Origin of the sequence: Cytobacillus dafuensis (assembly GCF_007995155.1) — a bacterium.
Lineage (GTDB): Bacteria > Bacillota > Bacilli > Bacillales > Cytobacillaceae > Cytobacillus > Cytobacillus dafuensis.
On sequence record NZ_CP042593.1, the window covers coordinates 4,635,528 to 4,659,974 of the forward strand.

Genomic DNA, 24,447 nt, shown 5'->3' on the forward strand with positions numbered 1-24,447 from the left:
TTCTTAAGAGAAGCACAGGGTTTCGTTGGCCCTGAGCCTCATCCAGCAATTATGTTTCGAATTATTCTAATGCAGCTGCTCCACCAACGATTTCAGTAATTTCTTGAGTGATGGCTGCCTGACGAGCACGGTTGTAGCTAAGGCTTAGAGAGTTAATAAGCTCATTCGCATTATCCGTGGCACTCTTCATAGCCGTCATCCTTGCAGCATGCTCAGATGCTTTACTGTCTAAAAGTGCTCCGTAAATTAAGCTTTCAGCATATTGAGGAAGCAATACTTCTAGAATTTCTTCAGCAGACGGTTCAAATTCATAAGATGTAAGCTTTGTAGAAGAGGAGATATCCGTTAACGGAAGCAACTTCTTCTCCGTTACATCCTGTTGAATCGCACTGACATAGTGGTTATAGTACATATATAATTTATCAAATGTTTCATCTGTAAACATTCCAACCGTTTTGCTCGAAATGTCTTTAATCTCAGCAAACTCTGGTTGATCAGCAACGGCGACAATATCAAGAATGACATTCATGCCACGTTTTCTGAAGAAATCACGTCCATTACGGCCGATTGCAATGATTGCATACTCATCATTTGATTTATGGCGACTTTTAATGGTTTGGTATACATGCCTTAAGACGTTACTGTTAAAAGCTCCAGCAAGACCACGGTCAGAAGTGATAACGAGATAGCCGGTCTTTTTAACTGGACGGCTCGTTAGCATTGGATGGGATACATCCTTACTTCCTAACGCAATAGAAGCAGTAACCTCCTGAATCTTTTCCATGTAGGGAACAAATGACTTAGCATTTATTTCTGCACGGCTCATTTTCGCAGCAGATACCATTTGCATTGCTTTTGTAATTTGGCTCGTTTTCTTCGTAGAAGTAATACGAGATTTTATATCGCGTAATGATGCCACAGGTTCTCACCACCCTTTTTCAAAGAATGTCAGCACGCAGCACCTAGTAGGAACTGCTAGCTTTCCTATTGTCAGACCAAAAAATAAGATCATTTTAAATATCAGAAGCCAGAGAGGAGATTAGAAGGAATCAGGTTGCAAATTGTTTCTTCTAATCTTTTTTCTTGGCCTATTATTTAAATAAAGTATTATCTTATTTTTCAGATACTGCGAATGATTTCTTAAAGTCGTTAATTGCAGCACCCATATCCTCATCAGCTGGAAGCACTTTCGTTGTAGCGATATGGTCTAACAACTCTTTGCGGTTGTGGTCTAACCATGAAAGGAACTCAGATTCGAAACGACGAATATCCTGTACAGGAATATCATCTAAGAAGCCGCGAGTAAGTGCATAGAGAATGGCAACTTGCTTCTCTACTTTTAACGGCTTATTAAGATCTTGTTTAAGTACCTCTACTGTACGAGCACCACGATTTAATTTCGCTTGTGTTGCTTTATCTAGATCAGAACCGAATTGGGCAAATGATTCTAGCTCACGGTAAGAAGCAAGGTCAAGACGTAATGTACCTGCAACACTTTTCATCGCTTTAATTTGTGCGGATCCACCTACACGTGATACAGAAAGACCTGCGTTAATCGCCGGACGAACACCGGAGAAGAAAAGATCTGACTGCAAGAAGATTTGTCCATCAGTAATGGAAATAACGTTTGTTGGGATATAAGCAGAAACGTCACCTGCTTGTGTTTCGATAAATGGCAATGCAGTAATGGAACCTGCGCCTTTAGCATCACTTAACTTAGCAGCACGCTCTAAAAGACGGCTGTGTAAGTAGAATACATCCCCTGGATAAGCTTCACGGCCTGGAGGACGACGTAATAATAATGAAAGCTCACGATAAGCAGACGCTTGTTTTGTTAAGTCATCATACACAACAAGAACGTGCTTGCCATTGTACATGAACTCTTCACCCATTGTTACCCCAGCATAAGGAGCTAAGAATAATAATGGAGCTGGCTGTGATGCAGAAGCAGTTACAACGATTGTGTAATCTAATGCACCATGCTTACGAAGCATTTCAACTGCGTTACGAACAGTTGATTCTTTCTGTCCGATAGCAACGTAGATACAAACCATATCTTGATCCTTTTGGTTCAAGATCGTATCGATTGCAACAGAAGTTTTACCTGTTTGACGGTCACCGATGATTAACTCACGTTGTCCGCGTCCGATTGGCACTAATGCGTCAATCGCTTTAATTCCCGTTTGAAGCGGCTCGTGTACAGATTTACGATCCATAACACCTGGTGCTAATGCTTCAATAGGACGTGTTTTAGTTGTATTAATTGGACCCATACCATCAACAGGCTGTCCAAGTGGATTTACCACGCGTCCGATTAACTCTTCCCCAACCGGAACCTCCATGATGCGTCCTGTACGGCGAACTTCATCGCCTTCACGAATTTCTGTGAATGGTCCTAAAATAATGATACCGACGTTATTTTCTTCAAGGTTTTGTGCCATACCCATAACGCCGTTTGAAAATTCAATAAGTTCTCCAGCCATGACATTGTCGAGGCCATGAGCACGAGCGATACCGTCACCTACTGAGATAACCGTACCTACATCACTCACTTGAATTTCCGACTGATAGTTTTCGATTTGCTTTTTTATCAGCGCACTGATTTCTTCAGCTTTGATGCTCATGAGTTTCACCCCTATCTACGAATCTTAGCCTAACAATTGACGTTCTAGACGATCTAGCTTACCGCGCAAGCTGCCGTCGAAAATTCGGTTTCCGATACGAAGCTTGATGCCGCCCAGTAAATTAGAATCAACAATATTGTCAACACGAAGTGATTTTTTTCCAACTTTAGCTGCAAATGATGCAGATAATGCTTCACTCTCCGCCTCTGTTAGTGGGCGGATGGAATAAACTTTTGCCTCTGCAATGCCTCTTTCGTCATTCGCAAGGCTTATAAAATAATCAGCCACATCAGAAATATGATCCTCACGGTGGCGATCAATTAATAACATTAATGTATTTAACACGTAAGTGCTAACAGATTCAAATGCACCTTTTAAAATCTCTTTTTTCTTCGCAATTGGAAGCTTCGGAGATTTCAATACTGCATTTAAATCAGAGTTTTGATTTACTACATCCTTAACTACACGGAGCTCTTCTTCCATTTGGTTCAGAAGCTGGTGTTCCTGTGCAAGCTGGAAAAGAGCCAACGCATAGCGCTTTGCTACTGTAGAGCCTGTCATCGGCCTTCTCCTGCCTCTTGAATATATTCGTTAATCAGCTTTTCTTGATCCTCTGTACTTAATTCCTTCTCAATAACCTTCGAAGCAATTAAGACAGATAGAGAAGCTACCTGCTCGCGAATGGCCGCAACAGCTTTTTCCTTTTGCTGTTCGATTTCAAGCTTAGCAGATTCCTTTAAGCGTTCTGACTCAGCACGTGCTGCTACAATGATTTCCTCACGCTGCACATCGCCTTGCTTCTTCGCACCTTCAATTAATCCTTGTGCCTCTGTACGGGCTTCTTTTAAAAGGCTTCTTTGCTCTTCTAAAAGCTTTTTCGCTTCTTCACGACTTTGTTCAGCCGCTTCAATTTCACCTGCAATATGGTCTTCACGCTGTTTCATAACACCCATCAGAGGACCCCAAGCGAATTTTTTAAGAAGAAGTAATAATATGATAAAAGCGATTAGCTGGTATATCATATCCCCACCGTTAAAACCGGTTGATGAACCTAAAACAAAACTGTTCAATAACACCCTCGATTCACTCCCTTCAAGAGTCGTTCACTTAAGAAAAATCATCTATTCTTTAAAACATTTCATTGTAATACATAAAGGAATGGCGAAGGTTCTCATGGAATGATCTTCGCCATTTTCAAATTGTGTATCAAGGAATTACTGTCCAACTACCATGAACGCGATAACGACAGCGATGATTGGTAATACCTCAACTAAACCTACACCAATAAACATTGTTGTTTGAAGCATACCGCGAGCTTCTGGCTGACGAGCCATACCTTCAACTGTTTTAGAAATAATAAGACCGTTACCAATACCAGCACCTAGTGCTGCTAAACCAACTGCGATTGCTGCTGCTAATACACCCAAACTCATTCTAATTTCCTCCTTGAATTGTATAATAAATTTTTTAATTTGTGTTTGTTCAGTAAATGAACAGTTATATATTAATGGTCACGGCTCACTTTGTGTGCCATATAAACCATAGATAACATACAGAAGATAAACGCTTGGATTGCACCGATAAAGATTGAAAATCCTTGCCATGCAATTGTTGGGAGAATGGCCGAAATTTTGCCAACCCATCCACTACCCGCAAGATCTACAACTAATAATGAAAGCAAAATCTCCCCAGCATAAATATTTCCGTAAAGACGCAAGCCTAATGTGAGGGCGTTTGCAAATTCCTCAATAATTTTAATAGGGGACATTATCCAGAAAGGCTTCAAGAATTCTCGCCCGTAAGCTCCCGCTCCTTTGGCCTTAATACCATAAAAATGCGTTAATGCCACAACCATGACTGATAATGTCAAGGTTATTGCTGGATCTGCTGTTGGCGATTTCCACCACAATTCCCCATTGTAAGAAATTGAGAAAGGAAGACCAAGCATGTTGGAAACAAAGATATACATGATTAATGTGATACCAAGAATATGGAATCTTCCTCCATCTTTCCAATCCATAGCACTATTAATAATATTTTTGACAAAGTCCATTACCCATTCGAAAAAGTTTTGCATACCCGTTGGCTTCATAGCAAGACGACGAGTAGAAAGAACAGCAATGATAAAGACAATGGCACTTGCAATTGTAATCATCATAATATTCCCTAAGTTAAAGGTTAAGCCCATAAACTCACGTATAGGAGCTCCATGTTGCATATTTTTCACCTCTCTTCCTGCTATTTACGTAAAAATGTCTGAAGAAAAAAATCTATCATAATGACGATATAGGATGTCATTAATCCAAATACTACACTGATAAGATGAAAATGTTCTGGAAATTTCATAGCAATCATAACAGCTAACACTGCCGTTGCCATTCTTGAAGCCGTTCCAAGAGAACGAACCTTTTCTCCCTTTTCTACTGCTGCTCCAAATTGCTCTGTCTTCCTCGTCATTAACCACAAATTATAGAGGCTCATTACTGTACCCAGTATTAACCCTAGAAAGATAGATTGGTAAGACGTGAATCCCCAGCCGAGAACATAAAAAGACAACAGCAAAAATATGTACTTGCGTTGGCGAACATACATGGTTTTTAAATCTGACATCTTTAATTATTCTCCTGTGAAGAAATGTTGAATCAAGCGAAGCATAGCGAATATTCCCACTGCCAATCCGAGCAGTAAGCCGATTATTAGAAACAGCGGCTCGGTACCCGCATACCGATCTAGCCATCTTCCTGAGAAAATGCCGATTAGGATGGATCCTACTAATTGTGAAAGAATTGCTGACATTAAACCCATAGCTTGGATTAGGTTGCGGTTTTTTTGACGCATCATAACGCATCCTCTCTAAAAAAATAGGAGAATGGTAAGTGAGTTTTGAGGTTCTGCTTTTCCAATATTAGAACATGCAGATTCGGGAATAATAACTGCAAAAAGATTATGAAAACCCTATCATCTTATACCCTTTGTAAGCATACAATAGGGACTTGTCAATGTCAATGTGTTTGTAGTGAAAAAAGTCACTAACAAAAAGGCTAAAATTTGGTACGTTCACAGTTTGATCACAATTTAATTTTACTAACCTATTGAAAATGGAATGCGCTTTTTGCCTCATCCCATTTTCAATAGCTGATAAAGTGAAACTTCCATTAGTGGGGGTTTTTCGACGCACAGGACGTGCTAGTGCTGACGTAGCCACAGGACGTGGCGTTCTTAGTCGGCTTTCATCCCCCACTGATGGTTAGTTGTGGCCCACAGGAAGTGGGTCACGCAGACGTTGCCACACGATGTGGCGCTTTTAGTCTGTGCTCATTTTACGGGCAGTTGATCCCCCACTTAGGTTTCTTTGATTCTCTCGCAACCTTGTAGTGGGGGTCTTACTGCCCGTTAATCTGCGATAATCTATTTTTGGTCATGCTGTTCAGCCAGTTGCCCATTTGACTGAATAACCAGAAACGATTCAAGTGCGTCTTCCTTTCCGGCCTTTTTTGCGAATACCTTTATGACATACAATCCCGGCCTTGGAAGCTGTTCACTTTTAATCTCTTGCTTTAGCTCTCCTTTACCAACATTTCTTTTCCAGTCTAGAAAGCCAATAAATCGAAGACTATCATAGTCAAACATAGCAATTCCGAATTCCTCTGCACCTCCCGGTAAATAAACCTCGTACCGATAGGTTTGCTTTTGATCGCCTTTCCCAATTCCAAATCCCATTACTCTTGGATAATCTGGTTCTTCAAGTACATATAGGTAAGGAAGCATTATTTTCTCTGCGCCTGCATTCAGAATAAGTGTGCCATCATAAATTTTTTTGTCTAATAGATGGGGATCTACGGATAATTTGATTTCAACTCTTTTTTTCTCCCCCGGTTTTAAATAAAGGGGGAGAGGCAGTCTCCAGCTTAATCCTTTCTCTGCACGCGGAATGGAGAATGCGTAGTTCTGTGCTTTTAACCCGATATTTTCAATTGTAACAAATCCACTATGCTCATGAAGCCGGTCAGAAAGCTGAAACTTTCCAAATTGAAGAGAGGCCGGCAACACAAGCGTGTTTGTCTTTAAAGCTTTCTCGATTTGGATCCTGCCGGCACCCTGCTCAAAGGTTCGATAAGGCTCTCCTTTTTTGTTTAACAGCGGCTTTGCAGTGTTCATAAGGGCAGCTTTAATTTTTTCGGGACCCCAATCAGGATGAGCTTGCTTAATGAGAGCACATGCACCTGCAACATGTGGTGCGGCCATGCTTGTTCCCTGCAAAGGTAAGTACCCTCCTGGAACAGTACTGTTAATCGCGACTCCAGGAGCTAGGACATCAGGTTTAATCTCCCATGTAGAGGTGACAGGACCTCGGGAGCTAAAATCTGCAAGAACATCCTTTTCTTCTATTATATAAGTCCTTGCAAACTGCATCTTATTGGTCAATTCCTTTTTTAGCTTCTCCCCATTTGCTTTAGACACGGCCGTAACAGGAATCGAAACCCCCTTCTCTAAATTACCGAAAAATGCCCCTTTCGTATTATTGTAGATAATAACGGCAATTGCTCCCGCCTCGTAAGCATTTATCGCCTTTTCGGTAAACGTTAGCTCGCCTCTTTCAAGCAACACAATTTTTCCATTAGCATCCTTCAATTCCTCTTTACTTCCTAAACCAGCGAACATGATTTCATATGATTTATTGAAATCCCATTCGACTGATCCTTGGAGCGGTTCAAGCCTAAACTTCTTCCCAGCTGCTTCTAAATAGGCAATGTTCAGCGTAGGAGTGGAAGCACCTACCGAGATCGCTTTAGAGGCCGTGCCTGGTGATCCAACCGTCCAGGTATTTGGTCCAGAATTTCCTGAAGAAGTTACGGCGGTAATTCCCTTTTCTACTGCTTTATTTAAAGCCATACTTATCGGAAGATCCGGTCCGTTCACATTATTTCCAAGCGATAGATTCAAAATATCCACTTGATCCTTTATTGCTTGATCAATCGCGGCAATCACTTGCTCTGTCGTTCCGTTTCCACCTGGACCAAGTGCCCGGTAAGCAATTATGGTAGCTTCAGGAGCTACCCCTTTGATTTTGCCGTTTGCCGCTATAATACCAGCAACATGTGTTCCATGAAGCGTGCTCTCTCCCTCTCTCTCAGTTGTCTCCATCGGGTCATTATCCCCGTTTACTAAATCATGTCCTCCCCCGTAATTGATTCTTAAATCTGGATGTGTGTAGTCAATTCCTGTGTCGATCACTCCCACCTTTATTCCTTTACCCGTTAATCTTTGGTTTTTCGCATCAAATAAACCTCTAACTTCTTCAGCTCCGATCATTTTGATGCTTTCTTCAGCGTGAACTTGATATGTATGAACAGGAGAATCTGTTGCTCCTGCAAGATTAGAAAGCTTATCAATGTCAGATTGCTTGCCTTTCACTGAAAAGCCATTAATCGCGTATTTGTAAATATGCCTTAATTCTAGATTAGGAGTGGAACGAATGAATTGTCTAATTTCTTGTTCGCTTTTTTCTTTATTTAATAGAATAATCGATACTTTTTCGATATCTGCGGATTCTTTTGGAAGGGGAGGGTGATGAAGGGTTCGTGCATGTGCAGATGGCTGAAGTAACAATAGTAGGAAGAGTGTTGAGATTGTGATAAGTTTTTGCATAAAAATCACCCTTTTTGGCTTAGGGTGTCTTAATGGAGGATATTTATACATAAGAAACAATTATGAGTATTGCTCTCAACCTAGTTGTAAAATGTCGTCGGTTTCATTTCGCTGCGCTGGTGATTACTTCGTACATCAAGGTTTGCTCAACGAATCCGACGACAATTTCATTTGTACACAGGAAAAGCTAGACTTAAGAAAAAAACTGGCCCTTAAAAAATAGGACCAGTTTGATTTCTATATTCTAAAATTATCGCAGATTAACGGGCAGTAAGACCCCCACTACAAGGTTGCGAGAGAATCAATGAAACCTAAGTGGGGGATCAACTGCCCGTAAAGGCACATAAAATGAACACAGACTAAAAGCGCCACATCGTGTGGCAACGTCTGCGTGACCCACTTCCTGTGGGCCGCAACTAACCATAAGTGGGGGATGAATACCGACTAAGAACGCCACGTCCTGTGGCAACGTCGGCACTAGCACGTCCTGTGCTTCGAAAAACCCCCACTTATGGAAGTTTCACTTTATTTTGTACCAAATAAACGGTCTCCTGCGTCACCTAGACCAGGTACAATATAGCCATGATCATTTAACTTTTCGTCTAGAGCTGCGATAAAGATATCTACATCAGGATGAGCTTCCTTTAATACCTCGACTCCTTCTGGAGCAGCTACTAAGCACATAAATTTAATATGTTTAGCACCGCGCTTTTTCAAAGAATTGATCGCTTCCACCGCAGATCCACCTGTTGCAAGCATCGGATCAACAACGATAAAATCTCTTTCTTCCACATCGCTAGGGAGCTTCACATAATATTCAATAGGCTTTAATGTTTTCGGATCACGGTATAAACCGATATGACCTACCTTTGCCGCAGGGATCAGTTTCAAAATCCCATCAACCATTCCAATTCCAGCTCGTAAAATCGGGATAATCCCGATCTTTTTGCCAGAAAGAACTTTAGATTTCATTGGGCTAACCGGTGTTTCGATTTCAACCTCTTCCAATGACATATCCCTTGTAATTTCAAATGCCATTAAAGTTGCTACTTCATCGACCAATTCACGAAAATCCTTCGTTCCTGTAGACTTATCACGAATGTATGTAAGCTTATGCTGAATTAATGGATGATCAAATACGTATACCTTTGCCATGAAAAATCTCCCCTTTTCAATTTTACTCATTTTCCCAATATTAATAAGTAAAGAAATACTTCCTTCGACAATTTTCTTAACTTGCACTTCGTCTAATTTTACAGAAAAAATTTTAACAGAGCAACTTTCAATTTGAATTGTAAAAGAATCGTCAAAGAAGTCTTGTTTAAGGCGCTAATGAAGGAAATTTATTGCTTTAATATCTCTTAGCTCCCGGATATCCGCTAGTTTTGCTAGAATATCCGCTACAATTTAAATATATCCGCTAGTTTCATTATTATTTCCGCCACATTGCTCATTATTTCCGCAACCTCCATTAGAAAAACTTGGCGTTCGCCAAGTCCTTTTTGGTGAATGCCTTAGTTTTTCTTATGCGATCTTATTAGCAGATATTTTATTGAAAACACACTTTACTTTAATACGTTAATAAACTTAAACTTTCCGATTAGCTAAAAAAAGGATCTGACCTAAGTCAGACCCTTTAGTATTAATATTCAGGATATAAAGTAAAGTTGCTAGTTAGTGATACTACACGATTTCTTGCTTCCTCAAGCTTGCCTTCGTCTTCGTAATTTTTAAGTGTGAAAGCAATGATGGATGCAATTTCTTCCATTTCCTTTTCACCGAAGCCACGGGAAGTGACTGCAGCAGTACCAATACGAACGCCGCTAGTAACGAATGGGCTTTCTGGATCGTATGGAATTGTATTTTTATTCACAGTAATGCCTACTTCGTCAAGAACCTTTTCAGCAATTTTACCTGTTAAACCAAGGGAGCGCAGGTCAACAAGTAAAAGATGATTATCTGTACCACCTGAAACAAGATCAAGTCCTTCTTTTTGCAAGCCTTCTGCTAAATGCTTTGCATTTGAAATGACATTGCTCGCATAGGTCTTGAAGTCCTCTTGAAGAGCTTCACCAAGTGCAACGGCTTTTGCTGCAATAACATGCATTAACGGACCGCCTTGAATTCCAGGGAAAATAGATTTATCAATTTTCTTCGCAAATTCTTCTTTACAAAGAATCATTCCTCCGCGTGGACCACGTAGAGTTTTATGTGTTGTAGTCGTAACGAAGTCTGCATAAGGGACTGGGCTTTGATGTAATCCAGCTGCAACAAGTCCAGCAATATGAGCCATGTCTACCATTAAATAAGCACCGACTTCATCAGCGATTTCACGGAAGCGTTTAAAATCAATCGCACGTGGATAAGCACTTGCACCTGCAACGATTAACTTCGGTTTATGCTCGCGTGCTTTTTCAAGGACGACATCATAATCGATCATATGAGTCTTTTCATCAACGCCATATTCAACGAAGTTATATTGAACTCCACTAAAATTGACCGGGCTTCCATGTGTTAAGTGGCCACCATGAGAAAGATTCATACCTAGAACCGTATCCCCATGCTCCAAGATCGTGTAATACACAGCCATATTTGCCTGTGCACCAGAGTGCGGCTGAACATTGACATGATCTGCACCAAAAATTTCTTTTGCTCGATCACGAGCTAAATCCTCCACTACGTCAACATGCTCACAGCCACCGTAATAGCGTCTAGCTGGGTAGCCCTCTGCATATTTATTCGTAAGTACAGAACCTTGTGCTTCCATTACTGCTTCACTGACAAAGTTCTCAGAAGCAATTAATTCTATCTTTGCTCTTTGGCGCCCTAATTCATCTTGAATTGAGTTGAAAACTAGCTCATCTTGTTTCGCTAAATGCTTCATCCTAAAAGCCTCCCTTTTTCCTCGAACTATATCAAATAGATATATAAAGGTTCTATTTTGAAAATTCCACTATATCTTATCATGTTTTACTAGGGAAAAGAAGAGATTGAATTAGCTTTAATGATTTAAAAGAGAAAAGCCTTTGCATTACACAAAGACTTTTTTAGTTGCAGGTTTTATTTTCCATTTTTCTTTCGTAAACAGCTCTAGCTCCGCCGATTAGCTTAGGTCTTGTCATTGCCAGCGTGACATGAGCCTCACCTAACGATTTCTGTGTAACTCTAATCGGAACTGCCACATGCTTTAAATGCATGCCTATAAAAGTATCGCCGATGTCTATCCCTGCATCTGCCTTAATATGCTCAACTAGAATGGGATCTGCCATATGTTCAAAAGCATATGTTGCCATTGCACCGCCTGCGGTACGAACAGGAACAACACTGACTTCATCTAAATGTTTTTCCAAGGCTGTTTTTCTTTCAACAACCAATGCACGATTTAAATGTTCACAGCATTGGAAAGCAAGTGCGACACCTGTCTTCTCGCTTAGTATCCTTAGTTGGGAAAAAATCATCTCAGCCACCTGCTCTGTGCCAGCAGTGCCGATTTTCTTCCCTGCCACTTCACTCGTGCTGCAGCCAATGACAAGAATATGCCTATCATTTAGAGGAACCAGTTCACTAAATTCACTAATCATGCTGGATAACTGTATTTCCCATGTTTCGATTAACTCTTTCAAAAAAGCTCACCCTTTCCGGAAGCTTCCTCTTTTATCGGATAAAAATTTCACTTTATCGCAGATTAACGGGCAGTAAGACCCCCACTGATGGAAGTTTCACTTTATTGATTTTCGTAAGCTTTTATTTTCCCAACACGATTTTCGTGACGTCCGCCTTCATAATCAGTCGTCAGCCATACTTTCGCGATTTCGCGTGCCAAACCTGGACCAATCACACGCTCACCCATCGCGAGCATATTGCTGTCATTATGTTCACGAGTTGCTTTCGCACTAAATACATCATGCACGAGCGCACAGCGGATGCCTTTCACCTTATTGGCCGCGATGCTCATGCCAATTCCAGTACCGCAAATGAGAATGCCTTTATCAAATTCACCGTTCGCTACCTTTTGAGCGACTGGCAATGCATAATCAGGATAATCGACAGAAGTTCCACATTCACAGCCAAAATCTTCAAATTCAATTCCCATTTCATTCATTAAATTCTTTATTTCTTCGCGAATATTAACGCCGCCATGATCTGAAGCAATTGCAACTTTCATTCCATAATCCTCCTATGAAGTAAACTTTCTAGCACCTGCTATTATTTTGACATTAAGCTTAGTTTTTCTTATGCGATCTCCTTAGCAGAGACTTCATCTATATTTCAATTTTACTTTAGTACTAAAATAAACTCAAACCTTCTTATTAACAATCATCAGTATCTACTCTCAACCTTGTATGTAAAATGTCGTCGATTTCATTTTTATACAGAAAAGAGCCTCCGAAAAATCGAAGGCCCTCCTCTCTATTAAATCTGAAATCTAGTGATGGTATTTTTTAATTTTTCAGCCTGCTCTTTTAATTCAATTGCAAGGTTTTCAACATTTGCCATTACTGCCGTTTGCTGATCTGTTGCGGTTGCAACTTCTTGTGCACCAGCAGATGTCTCCTCTGCAATAGCAGCCACTTCTTGGGATTGCGTAGAAGTATGCTGAATGCTTTCCATTTGGCGATCTACTAAAATCGTAATGGTAGAAACGAATGATGCCATTTCATTGACCGTTTTCGTCATCTCTTCGATCACAGTATTCGTTTCTGTTCCTTTTTTCGCCTCACTGTTAGCCGTTTCTACTTGTTCGGAAATTTGCTTAACAACATTTTGAACCTCAGCTTGGATGTTTGCAATTAATTCCGAAATGCCTTGTACAGCCTTCGCACTTTCGTCAGCAAGCTTTCTTACTTCCTCTGCTACAACAGCAAAGCCTTTTCCATGCTCCCCTGCTCGAGCTGCTTCAATGGATGCATTCAAGGCTAAAAGATTCGTCTGGGCCGCAATATCACCGACAAGCTGGATGATTTGCTCAACCTTTGTCGCATTCTCCTCTAGACGCATGACAGTTTGAAGTGACTCCTGATTTTCTTGTGCAAGTTTCTCGATTCCTGAAACAAGAGAATGAATGATTTTCTTTGATTCATGAAGATCCTGAACCATTTCTCTCGACACAACTTCAGAAGCGTTTGCCTTTTCCTGAACTTCCTCCGCAATTCTAATGACATCCTCTACAGATTCAGCAGTAGACTGAATAGAAATAGCGGAATTGTCAGCCCCTATGGAAATCTCGTTAATCGTTCTTGCAATGGAATCTGCTTGTTCAGCTGCAATAGCAGATTCCTTTGAAATAGCAATGACTTTATCATTTGTCTCTCTGAAGTTTTCGTCAATTTGATGAACCATTTGCCTTAAATTCGATAACATATCATTGAAGGCAACGCCAAGCGAGCGGATTTCATCATCCGTTTTCGCCAATTCTACATCTTCATGAATATCTCCCTGCGCCGCCTTTAAAGCCATTTTCTCTAGCTTTTGTAAAGGCTTGATAATAAAGCCAGCCGCGAAAAAGGCTAAAATTCCCGACCAAATAATCCCGAGACTTAATGTAATAATCGTAAATAGAACTTCGTCAACAGGCCAAGATTTCTTAATTAGCGGATATAGAATATAAATAAAGAATGCACTTGTTGTGTATGTAATGAATGCTAAGATCGTGATAAAAAGAACAAGCTTCTTCCTCAAACCAAATTTATACCGATGCTTCTCTCCCATTGCTATCCCCCTAGTTATGGCTTTTCGCTTTGTAATCGATTCATGATATCAGAAATTGTTTCACTCAAATCCTTAAAGGTATTTCTGTAGACCTCAATTGGCCCACCAAAAGGATCGATAATATCGCCGTTTCCGCTCTTTCCCGCAAATTCCTTCAAAGTAAATGTTTTCATTGTGGCGCTTGGAAACATGCTAATAACCGCTTCCTTATGGCTCCTTGTCATTGTCAAAATAAACGTCGTCCAATTCACCAAACTATCATTTAATAATGTAGCCTGATGATTAAGAGTTAACCCTTGTTCCTCTAATGCTCTTCTTGTATTAACAGACGCTTCATTTCCATCAAATGCATATACACCTGCAGATTTCACTTCAACTCCAGGGATTTTCTTGCTTTTCAATATGGCTTCAGCCATCGGGCTCCGACATGTATTCCCTGTACACACAAATAAAACATGAGTCATAGCTGCGCCTCCTTCCTATTCATTATAAGACATATCTCCTAGATACAATAGTCTCTATATGAAAAATTATTCCTTTTTTATCAACAATTCTACAAAGTTCAACTTGTTTTTATACAATAATATGAAATCTAGTAAGAAAACAATTATCATTTTTTAGAGTTAAGAGTTGAGACCTGGAATTAGAAAAAAAAGAAAGGGTATTTTGACCCTTTCCACATAAAAAAAATAATATTCATACAACACCTTTGTCCACATCACGCGAACAATATGATCAAAATGTCTTTTGGCGGTGCCTGACACCTTATGAGCCTTTAATCACACGATGTCCTGCTGCTTTCATCAGACGGTTCATAATTGCATTTCCGACACCATCATTTGAAAACATTTCGCTAAAAATAACATCGGCTTTCGTACTATTAAAATACCTCAATGCTTCATATAAAGAACTTGCAACGGTATCAAGCTCAGCACGTTTTCCACAAGCAAACACAAAATCACTTTTATAATAGTCCCTATTTTCTTCCGTTGTTAAGACTCCGACGGAAAGACCTTCTTTTCTTTTTTCATTCACGAGCTTTTGAATGAATTCCTTCGATCCTTCTACTAAATAAAGGGGTGCGTCGGGAGCGTAATGGCGATACTTCATCCCAGGTGATTTTGGTGCCTTCTCCGTGTCAACAAGCGCTGGATCAACATTTACCGCCCCTATTACTGCTTCAAGCTGTTCCCTTGTAATTCCACCTGGTCTTAATATGGTTGGGACCATTACGGTACAATCCAATACGGTAGATTCCACACCAACTCCAGTAGGCCCTCCGTCAATAAGCCCGCCAATTCTCTCATTTAGATCCTCCCATACATGCTCTGCCGTTGTAGGGCTCGGTCTTCCTGAGCGGTTCGCACTTGGAGCCGCAATCGGAAGACCTGCTTGCTTAATAACGGCAAGGGCTATCGGGTGGTCTGGCATTCGAACAGCTACTGTAGATAATCCAGCTGTTGCTTTATCTGAAAGCTTGCCGTTTTTCTTTTTAAAAATAAGGGTTAACGGCCCAGGCCAGAATTCTTTCATTAATCGTTTCGCCTTTTCAGGTATTTCTTCGACAAAATCCTGCAGCTGCACTTCTTCAGCTATGTGGATAATCAGTGGATTATCGCTCGGTCTTCCTTTTGCCGTGAAAATTTTTGCAACTGCGTCATCATTTTCGGCATTTCCGCCTAATCCGTATACCGTCTCGGTTGGAAATGCAACAACTTCATTGTTTATTAATAGGTTAGCAGCTTGTGTAATTTGTGGATATCTTTCGAGTTCATCCACATATTTATCCACCGACCATCTTTTCGTGTTCATTTTGTCCACCTTCATTAATCACGTTAGGAAAATTTAACCTAGTCCTTTATTCCCGCGATTTTTATGTTATTTACTTTTGAAAGTATAAAAGAAGATGGAGGATAACTCAAGTATTATCCACAATTTGTGGATAGATAAAGCTTTATTGTGAATAACTTTGCCAAGATACCCACAATTCAGATGGATAATTTCAAGAAATAGGAGTTATCCACAGTCAAAATATACTTTACATGTTCTGACTCATAGAGTGCTGCAGGCAAGTCTGACGTTTCCTGCACAAAGCCAAGCAATTGAAAAAACTCAATGGAGTTCTTTTTATTAGAAGCAAGGTATAAGGTCTCTAGCTGTTTATCTCTTGCCAACTTTAGGATTTGTTCAAAAAGAAGAATTAATTCCTTTTCAGATGCATCCTTCGTTATTGCTAGTGATCGAAGCAAACCTATTTTCCCAATTGGCTCAATCCCAATTGTCGCTTTCAAATCCGACATATTATTTTCCATAATCAAAAAATATTCAATTGATTCCTGGATGCCCTCTGTGCTTAAATTCGCCTTCTGCAAAAACAATTCTAATCTTGTAACATCCTCTGGCCCTGCACATTTAATGATAGCTTCCATCAATCCCACCTCATTTTTTATATTCTATTCTATGAATATGAGGAAATAAGGAAAGTAGAACTATTTTTCACTCTTCTATTATCTATTTCATTATGAGGGCCATTTAATAGATTTTTATCTAATATCATTTATTCAAATATTTTATCCCAAAGCTCTTTAAAGAAGAACTTTACTTCAACCTCTTGTTCATCGTTATCAACAAAAACTGGTGCTTCTTTCTTTATCGTTTCTTGATTAGATGGCTTTTTTTCTTGTTTTGTTTCAACTATATCGATATCCTCGTTCACTTCCGCTGGGCTTTTTATTGTTTGTGTTTGGGACGTTTGGTCATCTTCTTCAAATCCGTCACTTACAGCTACTCCGTTTGAAAAATCTAGAAAGCATAGTGGCGGGAATAATACACACCACCAGTTCGCCCCTTTCCCTTCACCAAGCGTAATAAGAATTGCTTCATATTCCCCTGCAGGATAAAGGAATTCACCGTATAGCTTTGTTGGAAAATCTACTTTACCAAAATCTATTTTCACTGCTTGCGTTAATTTTTCTTTCTCTACAATATTCTCAGCTATTTTCTGTATTTCCGGTAGCCTAGAGCGAATCAATCTTCTTGCCTCTTCAATTGATGTTAATTCTGCCACCCACTCGGTAATTTCAGCATTTACGGCATCCCTTATACGCCTTTTTAATTCCTGATCAGCTTCTCTATCACTATTAGCTAGAATTCGCAGTCTAATCGCTTCACTCGGAATAATAAGTGGTTCATTTGCCACCACTTCCGTTTTCGGTATATATAAACTCAAAATCGTTCCTATACTTAACATCATTATATATAATCTTACAATTGTTTTTGTTTTCAATTCCGCCACGCCCCTTCACTAACTCATTGTGGACAAAGAAGCAGAATCTTAAACTATTAAAATCATATAAAGTGAAACTTCCATCAGTGGGGTTTTTTCGACGCACAGGACGTGCTAGTGCCGACGTTGCCACAGGACGTGGCGTTCTTAGTCGGCTTTCATCCCCCACTGATGGATGGTTAGTTGCGGCCCACAGGAAGTGGGTCACGCAGACGTTGCCACACGATGTGGCGCTTTTAGTCTGTGTTCATTTTACGGGCTTTTACGGGCAGTTTCCCCCACCTATCTTCCTCGCTTCTCTCTCAATCTTGAGGTGGGGATCTTACTGCCCGTTAATGCGGGATAAATCTAGCAAATAAAATTAATAAATCCCACCGTCAACGCTTAGAGGTGGGATTCTTATACGCTAAAAAGAATAGATTCATATTAAAAAAATCGGAAATATGTATGGAGAGGGGGATGAATTTTTACCCAAAAAGGAGTTTGAGCCCGAATGCAAGGAGGATGCTGCCACCGAGGGCTTCACTGTAAGGGCCAAGCCAGCCTTGAACTTTTCGGCCAATGAGTAAACCGAACCAAGTTAAGATGGTAGCCATAATACCAAAGCATGATAAAACCAATATCGTCTTTGCTCCATAAATCCCCAAAGTCAGACTAACTGAAAAGCTATCTAAGCTCACACTAAAGCCAAATAGCATTAATCCCGTACCAACAGGGGTAATCATATACCCTCTTTCCTTGCGAAATCCTGACAAAAACATTTGAATCCCTAATATTAGAAGCAATCCACCACCCACATAGGTAGCGATCTCACCAAATTTTTCCGATAAAAATCTTCCTGCAATGATACCGAGAAGAGGCATCCAAATATGAAAAAAACCGATTGTAACTCCAATTTTAAAGATTTGTCTAAGGCGGAGCTTAAACATACCCATACCTAATCCTACTGAAAAGGCATCCATAGCTAAGGCGAATGCCATTAATGATAATGTTAATATCTCTCCGAACATAGCTTCCATTTTTTCTCCTCCTTGGACTTGCTATTTCAACATATGCACGTCCAAGAAGTTTTAGAATGGGACACATTTGCAAAATAAAGAAAACTCGCCGATTGGTGAGCCTTGGAAGACGAAGACAAAGGCGTAGTTGCACTTATCGCGCTCTTACATACCACGTCCTCCCAAAAGCTTCTCTTTTGGTCGTGCGATGTTAATCGCTTTCGAAGCCTTCCTTGTCCTGTCCTTCGTACTTAATTCCTAAAATTGGCAAATACGTCGGGTCATCTTCTGCGCTGGCAATTTATACTTTCTTAACGTGTAAAAAGAAAGCCGCGAATGCGGCTTCTTACGTTTGACCTTTTTACTTATTCAAAACCAATTTCGGCAAATACCATTCGATCCTTCCCATTTATATCATAAGCAATATCAATTTTCGCATGAGGAAATGCTTGTTCAAGGAGCCTTGCCACTGCACCGCTTTGGCCTGCTCCTACTTCAAAACCGATTAAAGCCTGATCCCTTATAACGAATGACAGTTCTTCTGCAAGTCTTCTATAAATGGCTAAACCATCTACACCTGCGAACAGTGCCCGGTGCGGTTCGTGCTCTGTCACGACCTCTGACATCCACTCCATATCTCCATCAGGTATATATGGTGGATTCGAGATAACGACATCAAATTGTTTGCCGCCCTCGATAAACGGCTTTAACAGGTCGCCATGTACAAACTGAATCGACGCTCCAAGTGTTCGTGCATTTTCCTGTGCTAAAAGAAGCGTCGGTTTATAAATATCTGTTGCTGTTACATTTAAATCTGGCTTCTCTAGCTTGAGCGTAATCGCAATGGCCCCGCTTCCCGTTCCTATATCTGCTAGCTCGAGCCGGTCCCCTTTTCCAAAAAGCTGATCGATCCGCTGCAAAACATGATAGACCAATTCCTCTGTTTCCTGACGTGGAATAAGAACGTCCTCATTCACTTTGAAATCGCGCCCGTAGAAGGATTCGAACCCAATAATATATTGGACTGGCTTCCCATCCGCATGAAGAATGACTGCTTTTTGAAAAGCTTCAAAAGTAGCAGCTTCAAGTTCCTCACGCAAACTTGCTAAAAATTTTGCCCTATCTATTCCCATTAAATGTCGTAATAATAACTCGCCCGCATTATCGTCACGTTCTTTTTCCTTTAAAAAAGAAGAAGCCCACTGGAGGGCTTCATATACTTTCAGTTTAGGATTACTCATTTGAAGCACTTTCTAGCTTTGCAGATTGTTCTTCAAGAATTAAAGCATCGATAACCTCATCTAGTTTTCCAGAGAGAATTTGATCAAGCTTTTGAATTGTTAAACCAATTCGGTGATCTGTTACACGATTTTGCGGGAAGTTATACGTACGAATTCGTTCAGAGCGGTCACCTGTACCAACAGCAGATTTACGCGCTTGATCATATTCTGCCTGAGCTTCCTGTTGGAACTTATCATAGATACGAGCACGTAAAACCTTCATTGCTTTTTCTTTATTCTTAATTTGCGACTTTTCATCCTGACAGGATGCAACTATACCTGTTGGAAGATGTGTTAAACGAACTGCCGACATTGTCGTGTTAACGCTCTGTCCACCTGGTCCGCTTGAAGCAAATGTATCGACACGAATATCTTTTTCATGGATATCAATTTCCACTTCTTCCGATTCAGGCAAAACAGCAACCGTCGACGTTGACGTATGAATACGACCGCCAGATTCTGTTTCTGGTACACGCTGAACACGATGGGCACCATTTTCAAATTTCAGCTTTGAATAAGCACCTTTTCCGTTGATCATGAAAATAATTTCTTTATATCCGCCGACTCCAGTTGTACTAGCATCCATGACTTCCGTCTTCCAGCCTTGCGTCTCAGCAAAGCGGCTGTACATACGATATAAGTCACCAGCAAAAAGAGCAGCTTCATCACCGCCAGCAGCCCCGCGGATCTCCATAATAACGTTTTTGTCATCATTCGGGTCTTTCGGAATGAGAAGAACCTTTAAGCGATCTTCTAGTTCCTCTACTTTTTCTCCAAGCTCTTCAAGCTCTTCTTTTACCATTTCACGCATATCTGGATCTAATTTTTCCTCAAGCATCGCTTTCGCGTCTTGATGTTGTTCACGAACATCCTTATACTCACGATACGTATCAACAGTCTCTTGTATATCTGATTGTTCCTTCGAATATTCTCTCAGCTTTTTTGGGTCATTTACGATATCTGGATCACTCAAAAGCTCATTTAATCTTTCATAGCGATCTTCTACAGATTGAAGACGATCAAACACAGCAGTTCACCTCTAATTATTTTTTCCGAGCTATATATATTAGAAAAACTTGGCGATCGCCAAGTAAAACAAATATTAATCATTCATGTCCATAACATTATAATTATAGTATAGGTGTAAAGCTCAGTCAAAATAAATTAGGAGTTTAAAAACAAAAATAGTTGTGAAAGGATGTGCTCCCAAATATTTATAAATGTTGGATGTTCTGTTTTTATTGCAGATAGTGAGAACGAAAAAAGCCTCCTGATTTGATTCAGAAGGCTTTACGCTTGAATACTTAGACGATGTCATAATGGATTTTTTAATAAACCGTACGATTAGATAATTTATTTATTTGATTCTGAATCTCCGACTAAAATCCTCCCTAAGCTTAGCCAGTTTTCCTCTACGAGGGAGCATGCTAAGCTGGCGTCTTTCTTCCTGCAGGCCGAAATGATTTCGTTATGCTGATCAACTGATTTCATCCCATCAAGAGAACTAAATTTTGAAAATTCAAGTCTGCGTACCTTTGACATAATCCGTTCCAAGGCTAAACGGATCTCTTGATTGCCAGAGGCAGATAATAGGATTTCATGAAATTGATCATCAGCTTCTACCGCACCGAAGACATCCTTATTATCTAATGCTTTCTTTAATTTTGCATTCATTTCTTCCATTAGATGAATATGTTCCTCTAAAATAATTGGTACGGCAAGTCGTGCTGCTAATCTATGTAATGCAGCGACAACCGTGAATGCATTTTTCGCCTCCTCTAAATGGATTTGAGTAATTCGGGTTTGTGAACCTGGTAAAGACTCAACAAGCCCCTCATCTTCAAGCCTTTTAAGAGCTTCCCTTACTGGGGTCCTGCTGACACCAAATTCAGATGCCAAGTCTTTATCCATAATCCGTTGGCCAGGTTCTAGCTCCAATGTAATGATTGCTTTCTTCAATGATTCATATACTTGATCTCTTAACGCTGGACGCGCAATCGTTTTTATAATTTTCATAAAACCAATATATCGATATTGATTAAGACTGTCAATTCGCTCTATTTTTTCGGTGTATCCGCTACTTTTAGCATATTATCAGCTTCCTTTTCAGTATATCGGTCACTTTCAGCAGTATATCGGCTTTTTTTCCATTCACCTTTTTCTTTATTTGAAACATAGCTATGCAGTACCATTCCCACGATGACTAAAAGAATGCCAATCCACGCTACGTAGGTTGGTGCAGGCGCTGATAGAATGAGCAGCTCTCCCAATACCGCAAATAAAACCTCAAAGGATTGAGTAGCTTCCACAGCTGCTAACTTTTGCATATCCCCTTTTACTAAATCAGTTGCTTTAAAAAAGAGTACCGTTGCAATCACCCCAGAGAAAAGCGCGACAAAGAGAGATTGCACCGTTTGGCCAGTGCTAGGAAGCCCAACCGTAGCTACACCATAAAAAGCTAGAAGAAGCCAAAATGGAAAACTTGCCATTGTCATACCAAGTACTCGTTGATAGGCATCTAACCGATTATCGCAAATCTCCATCATTTTACGATTTCCTAACGGATACGCAAAGGACGCAAGGAGCACTGGTAAAACTCCTAACATAAATGTTTTTATGGATAATACGTTTGCTTGCTCGAGCTGCATTAGCCCTACACCAAGGAGAATAATCAGGGACATCGCGAGGCCCATTAATGGAATTTTCCCTTTAACTTTAATAGGTCCTTTCACTGTTTGTTTTGTCTCAAAAAATAATGGAGCAAGAAGCGACCCAGATATAATTGTCACTTGCCATGTTCCAGCAATCAGCCATCCGGGACCATAAGCTGCTGCAAAGCATAAAGGAGCATAGAACAAGCCAAATCCGACAAAACTCCATAAAAACCATTTTCCTGGATTCCTTTTCATTTCTATCAAAAGGGGTTTTAAGTTGCGCCTGCCTAGAACAAGTACAAACAAAAAGGGAATCATAAATATATAGCGTAATGAAGCGCTCCAAATCCAGCTTCCCCCGGAAAGCTCCATAAATCGATTGAGTACGAATGTAAAAGCAAAAAAGAAGGCCGCAAATATACCAATAATGATCGGGCGCATATTGTTCACTCCCTTAATTGTGTAAAAATTGTGTTAATTCATATAACTAATATATCGCATTTCGGTTTTTTATCAACAATTTTTTCTTTAGCCTAAGAAAAAACGCCCTGCTATAGCGCAAGGCGTTTTACGTACGGTCTTCTTGAATTTTTACTTCGATATGATAACGCGGCAAGGCTTTTAGTAATTGTTTTCGGAGCTTGGAGGCAGCATCTACTTTTTCACTTTCAGTCATCATTCCTTTTTTATAAGCAGTTACCCACATATCATCCCCATTTATCCACACTTGGCCAGCACGATAGGCACCCGTTTCCTCGATAACCTGACGAGCTTTATTAATATCTGATTGGTTATTAACATTATCTTTTCTATCTAATGGAAGGAAATTCGGATTTTGTGAATCCATCGTCCATTCCTGTGTATCTTCTCTGTCAAGCCGATTAGTAACATTGGTCATCCCGTCATTGTCCTCATTTGTGCCAGAAAACTCTTCAACTCCACGATTAAAGTTAGTACAGCCTGCCAAAAAAGCAAGAAGCAGAATAAAAACACCAAATCTTTTCATTTCTAAACACCTCCTTTATATAGCTTTTCCGCTATAACAGGAGTTTGTTCCTACCAATTTCAACCAACGGATCTCTTCTGTGCCCATTTTAAAAGGTTTATCCGCTAGTTCTGAGAATATATCCGCCACTTCAGGTGTTTTATCCGCCAATACTATGACTATTTCCGCGAGTTTTAGTAATATATCCGCCACTTCATCAAAAAATAAAAAAACTGCCTGAATAATTTCAGACAGATTTTTCAAGGAATATAGGTGGAAATTATAAAGATTGAGTTTTCTTTTTTCCATCTAAAATATTTGGTGATTTTGGCACTTCATGATGGTGGCGGCAGCGAGGCTCATATGCTTCTGAAGCTCCAACTAATATGACTGGATCATCATATGACGCAGGCTCCCCATTAATTAATCTTTGTGTACGGCTGGCAGGTGACCCACAAACCGCGCAAACAGCCTGAAGCTTAGTAACTAATTCCGCGATCGCCATTAAATCAGGCATATGACTAAACGGTTCTCCGCGAAAATCCTGATCAAGTCCCGCGGCAATAACGCGATGACCACTATCAGCAAGATGCTGAATTACCTTAACGATTTCAGAGTCAAAAAATTGAACCTCGTCAATCGCAATGACATCAATTTCAGAATGAATATGTTCAAAAATCTCTGTGGATTGTGAAATAGGTATAGCAGTAAAGGCGGTTCCATTATGAGAAACAACCTCTTCATCACTATATCGATTATCAATTTGTGGTTTAAAAACAACCATTTGCTGCTTCGCAAATTGTGCTCTGCGCACACGACGAATTAATTCTTCAGATTTACCCGAAAACATACTTCCGCAAATAACCTCTACCCACCCGTGATGTTTCATAACATACATAGAAGGCCTGTCCTCCTTTTAGACAATAAAAAACAGGCAAGAAAGTAAACTTGCCTGTCTTGGTTTTTATTATTGTTGTTGCTTAAGGCCGTATTTTTTGTTGAAACGATCAACACGTCCGCCAGCTTCAGCGAATTTTTGACGTCCTGTATAGAATGGATGGCACTCAGAGCAAGTTTCAACACGGATTTCTTGTTGAACAGAACCCGTTTCAAACTCATTACCACATGCACATTTCACCATTGCTCTATTATAATTTGGATGAATTCCTGCTTTCATTCTTTTCATCTCCTTCCGCCCTGAATCATTCTGAAACAGAGTTATCTATTACCGGTAATCAAAATTGATAACCGTATAATTATAA

At 40.1% G+C, this 24,447-nt stretch carries 26 protein-coding genes; all 26 read right to left on the minus strand.

Going from position 1 to position 24,447, the window contains the following annotated elements; genetic code table 11:
- Nucleotides 1–61: 61 nt before the first annotated feature.
- Nucleotides 62–919 (minus strand): F0F1 ATP synthase subunit gamma, encoded by an 858-nt coding sequence (locus FSZ17_RS21945; protein WP_057772850.1) that lies wholly within the window; start codon nt 917–919, stop codon nt 62–64.
- Between the two features lie 193 nt (nt 920–1,112).
- Nucleotides 1,113–2,624, minus strand: a complete 1,512-nt coding sequence (atpA, locus tag FSZ17_RS21950; protein WP_057772848.1) for a F0F1 ATP synthase subunit alpha — start codon at nt 2,622–2,624, stop codon at nt 1,113–1,115.
- Nucleotides 2,625–2,648: 24 nt separating this feature from the next.
- The gene (locus FSZ17_RS21955; RefSeq protein ID WP_057772846.1) at nt 2,649–3,185 is read right to left on the minus strand and encodes a F0F1 ATP synthase subunit delta; all 537 of its coding nucleotides are present in this window, start codon (nt 3,183–3,185) and stop codon (nt 2,649–2,651) included.
- Nucleotides 3,182–3,700, minus strand: a complete 519-nt coding sequence (locus FSZ17_RS21960) for a F0F1 ATP synthase subunit B (protein WP_057772844.1) — start codon at nt 3,698–3,700, stop codon at nt 3,182–3,184. Before FSZ17_RS21960 ends, FSZ17_RS21955 begins: the two co-directional genes overlap by 4 nt.
- Before the next feature lie 138 nt (nt 3,701–3,838).
- Nucleotides 3,839–4,051, minus strand: coding sequence for a F0F1 ATP synthase subunit C (atpE, locus tag FSZ17_RS21965; protein ID WP_057773197.1), 213 nt, complete (start codon nt 4,049–4,051; stop codon nt 3,839–3,841).
- A gap of 77 nt (nt 4,052–4,128) precedes the next feature.
- Nucleotides 4,129–4,842: a F0F1 ATP synthase subunit A gene (atpB, locus tag FSZ17_RS21970; RefSeq protein WP_057772842.1), complete on the minus strand. Its 714-nt coding sequence runs from the start codon at nt 4,840–4,842 to the stop codon at nt 4,129–4,131.
- Nucleotides 4,843–4,862: 20 nt separating this feature from the next.
- Nucleotides 4,863–5,234 (minus strand): ATP synthase subunit I, encoded by a 372-nt coding sequence (locus FSZ17_RS21975; protein WP_057772841.1) that lies wholly within the window; start codon nt 5,232–5,234, stop codon nt 4,863–4,865.
- A gap of 6 nt (nt 5,235–5,240) precedes the next feature.
- The gene (locus tag FSZ17_RS21980) at nt 5,241–5,462 is read right to left on the minus strand and encodes an AtpZ/AtpI family protein (RefSeq protein ID WP_057772839.1); all 222 of its coding nucleotides are present in this window, start codon (nt 5,460–5,462) and stop codon (nt 5,241–5,243) included.
- A 570-nt stretch (nt 5,463–6,032) separates the two neighbouring features.
- On the minus strand, nt 6,033–8,273 hold the full coding sequence (locus tag FSZ17_RS21985; RefSeq protein WP_057772837.1) for a S8 family serine peptidase: 2,241 nt from the start codon (nt 8,271–8,273) through the stop codon (nt 6,033–6,035).
- 525 nt (nt 8,274–8,798) lie between these two features.
- Nucleotides 8,799–9,428, minus strand: a complete 630-nt coding sequence (gene upp, locus FSZ17_RS21990; RefSeq protein ID WP_057772835.1) for a uracil phosphoribosyltransferase — start codon at nt 9,426–9,428, stop codon at nt 8,799–8,801.
- Nucleotides 9,429–9,915: 487 nt separating this feature from the next.
- Nucleotides 9,916–11,157, minus strand: coding sequence for a serine hydroxymethyltransferase (locus FSZ17_RS21995; RefSeq protein ID WP_057772833.1), 1,242 nt, complete (start codon nt 11,155–11,157; stop codon nt 9,916–9,918).
- 163 nt (nt 11,158–11,320) lie between these two features.
- Nucleotides 11,321–11,854 (minus strand): TIGR01440 family protein, encoded by a 534-nt coding sequence (locus FSZ17_RS22000; RefSeq protein ID WP_057773195.1) that lies wholly within the window; start codon nt 11,852–11,854, stop codon nt 11,321–11,323.
- A 143-nt stretch (nt 11,855–11,997) separates the two neighbouring features.
- Nucleotides 11,998–12,438 carry a ribose 5-phosphate isomerase B gene (gene rpiB / locus FSZ17_RS22005; protein ID WP_057772831.1) on the minus strand — a complete coding sequence of 147 codons (441 nt, stop codon included), beginning with the start codon at nt 12,436–12,438 and terminating at the stop codon, nt 11,998–12,000.
- Between the two features lie 248 nt (nt 12,439–12,686).
- Nucleotides 12,687–13,982, minus strand: coding sequence for a methyl-accepting chemotaxis protein (locus FSZ17_RS22010; protein ID WP_057772829.1), 1,296 nt, complete (start codon nt 13,980–13,982; stop codon nt 12,687–12,689).
- Nucleotides 13,983–13,996: 14 nt separating this feature from the next.
- Nucleotides 13,997–14,446, minus strand: a complete 450-nt coding sequence (locus FSZ17_RS22015) for a low molecular weight protein arginine phosphatase (protein ID WP_057772827.1) — start codon at nt 14,444–14,446, stop codon at nt 13,997–13,999.
- 301 nt (nt 14,447–14,747) lie between these two features.
- Nucleotides 14,748–15,794 (minus strand): L-threonylcarbamoyladenylate synthase, encoded by a 1,047-nt coding sequence (locus FSZ17_RS22020; protein ID WP_057772825.1) that lies wholly within the window; start codon nt 15,792–15,794, stop codon nt 14,748–14,750.
- A gap of 176 nt (nt 15,795–15,970) precedes the next feature.
- Nucleotides 15,971–16,411 (minus strand): GNAT family N-acetyltransferase, encoded by a 441-nt coding sequence (locus FSZ17_RS22025; protein WP_057772822.1) that lies wholly within the window; start codon nt 16,409–16,411, stop codon nt 15,971–15,973.
- 128 nt (nt 16,412–16,539) lie between these two features.
- Complete coding sequence (spoIIR, locus tag FSZ17_RS22030) at nt 16,540–17,268, minus strand: stage II sporulation protein R (protein WP_146846570.1); 729 nt, start codon at nt 17,266–17,268, stop codon at nt 16,540–16,542.
- Nucleotides 17,269–17,735: 467 nt separating this feature from the next.
- Nucleotides 17,736–18,287 (minus strand): manganese efflux pump MntP, encoded by a 552-nt coding sequence (locus FSZ17_RS22035; RefSeq protein ID WP_057772821.1) that lies wholly within the window; start codon nt 18,285–18,287, stop codon nt 17,736–17,738.
- Between the two features lie 344 nt (nt 18,288–18,631).
- Nucleotides 18,632–19,507 (minus strand): peptide chain release factor N(5)-glutamine methyltransferase, encoded by an 876-nt coding sequence (gene prmC, locus FSZ17_RS22040; protein WP_322107592.1) that lies wholly within the window; start codon nt 19,505–19,507, stop codon nt 18,632–18,634.
- Entirely contained in the window at nt 19,500–20,573 is a 1,074-nt protein-coding gene (gene prfA, locus FSZ17_RS22045) for a peptide chain release factor 1 (RefSeq protein ID WP_057772819.1), read from the minus strand. Before prfA ends, prmC begins: the two co-directional genes overlap by 8 nt.
- A gap of 326 nt (nt 20,574–20,899) precedes the next feature.
- Nucleotides 20,900–21,562 carry a GntR family transcriptional regulator gene (locus FSZ17_RS22050; protein ID WP_057772816.1) on the minus strand — a complete coding sequence of 221 codons (663 nt, stop codon included), beginning with the start codon at nt 21,560–21,562 and terminating at the stop codon, nt 20,900–20,902.
- Nucleotides 21,563–21,603: 41 nt separating this feature from the next.
- A complete protein-coding gene (locus tag FSZ17_RS22055; RefSeq protein WP_057772814.1) occupies nt 21,604–22,641 on the minus strand; it encodes a DMT family transporter in 1,038 nt (345 codons plus the stop codon).
- A 127-nt stretch (nt 22,642–22,768) separates the two neighbouring features.
- Nucleotides 22,769–23,206, minus strand: a complete 438-nt coding sequence (locus tag FSZ17_RS22060) for a hypothetical protein (protein ID WP_057772812.1) — start codon at nt 23,204–23,206, stop codon at nt 22,769–22,771.
- A 259-nt stretch (nt 23,207–23,465) separates the two neighbouring features.
- Nucleotides 23,466–24,083: a thymidine kinase gene (locus tag FSZ17_RS22070; protein ID WP_057772809.1), complete on the minus strand. Its 618-nt coding sequence runs from the start codon at nt 24,081–24,083 to the stop codon at nt 23,466–23,468.
- 69 nt (nt 24,084–24,152) lie between these two features.
- The gene (gene rpmE, locus FSZ17_RS22075; RefSeq protein ID WP_057772807.1) at nt 24,153–24,362 is read right to left on the minus strand and encodes a 50S ribosomal protein L31; all 210 of its coding nucleotides are present in this window, start codon (nt 24,360–24,362) and stop codon (nt 24,153–24,155) included.
- Between the last annotated feature and the right edge of the window lie 85 nt (nt 24,363–24,447).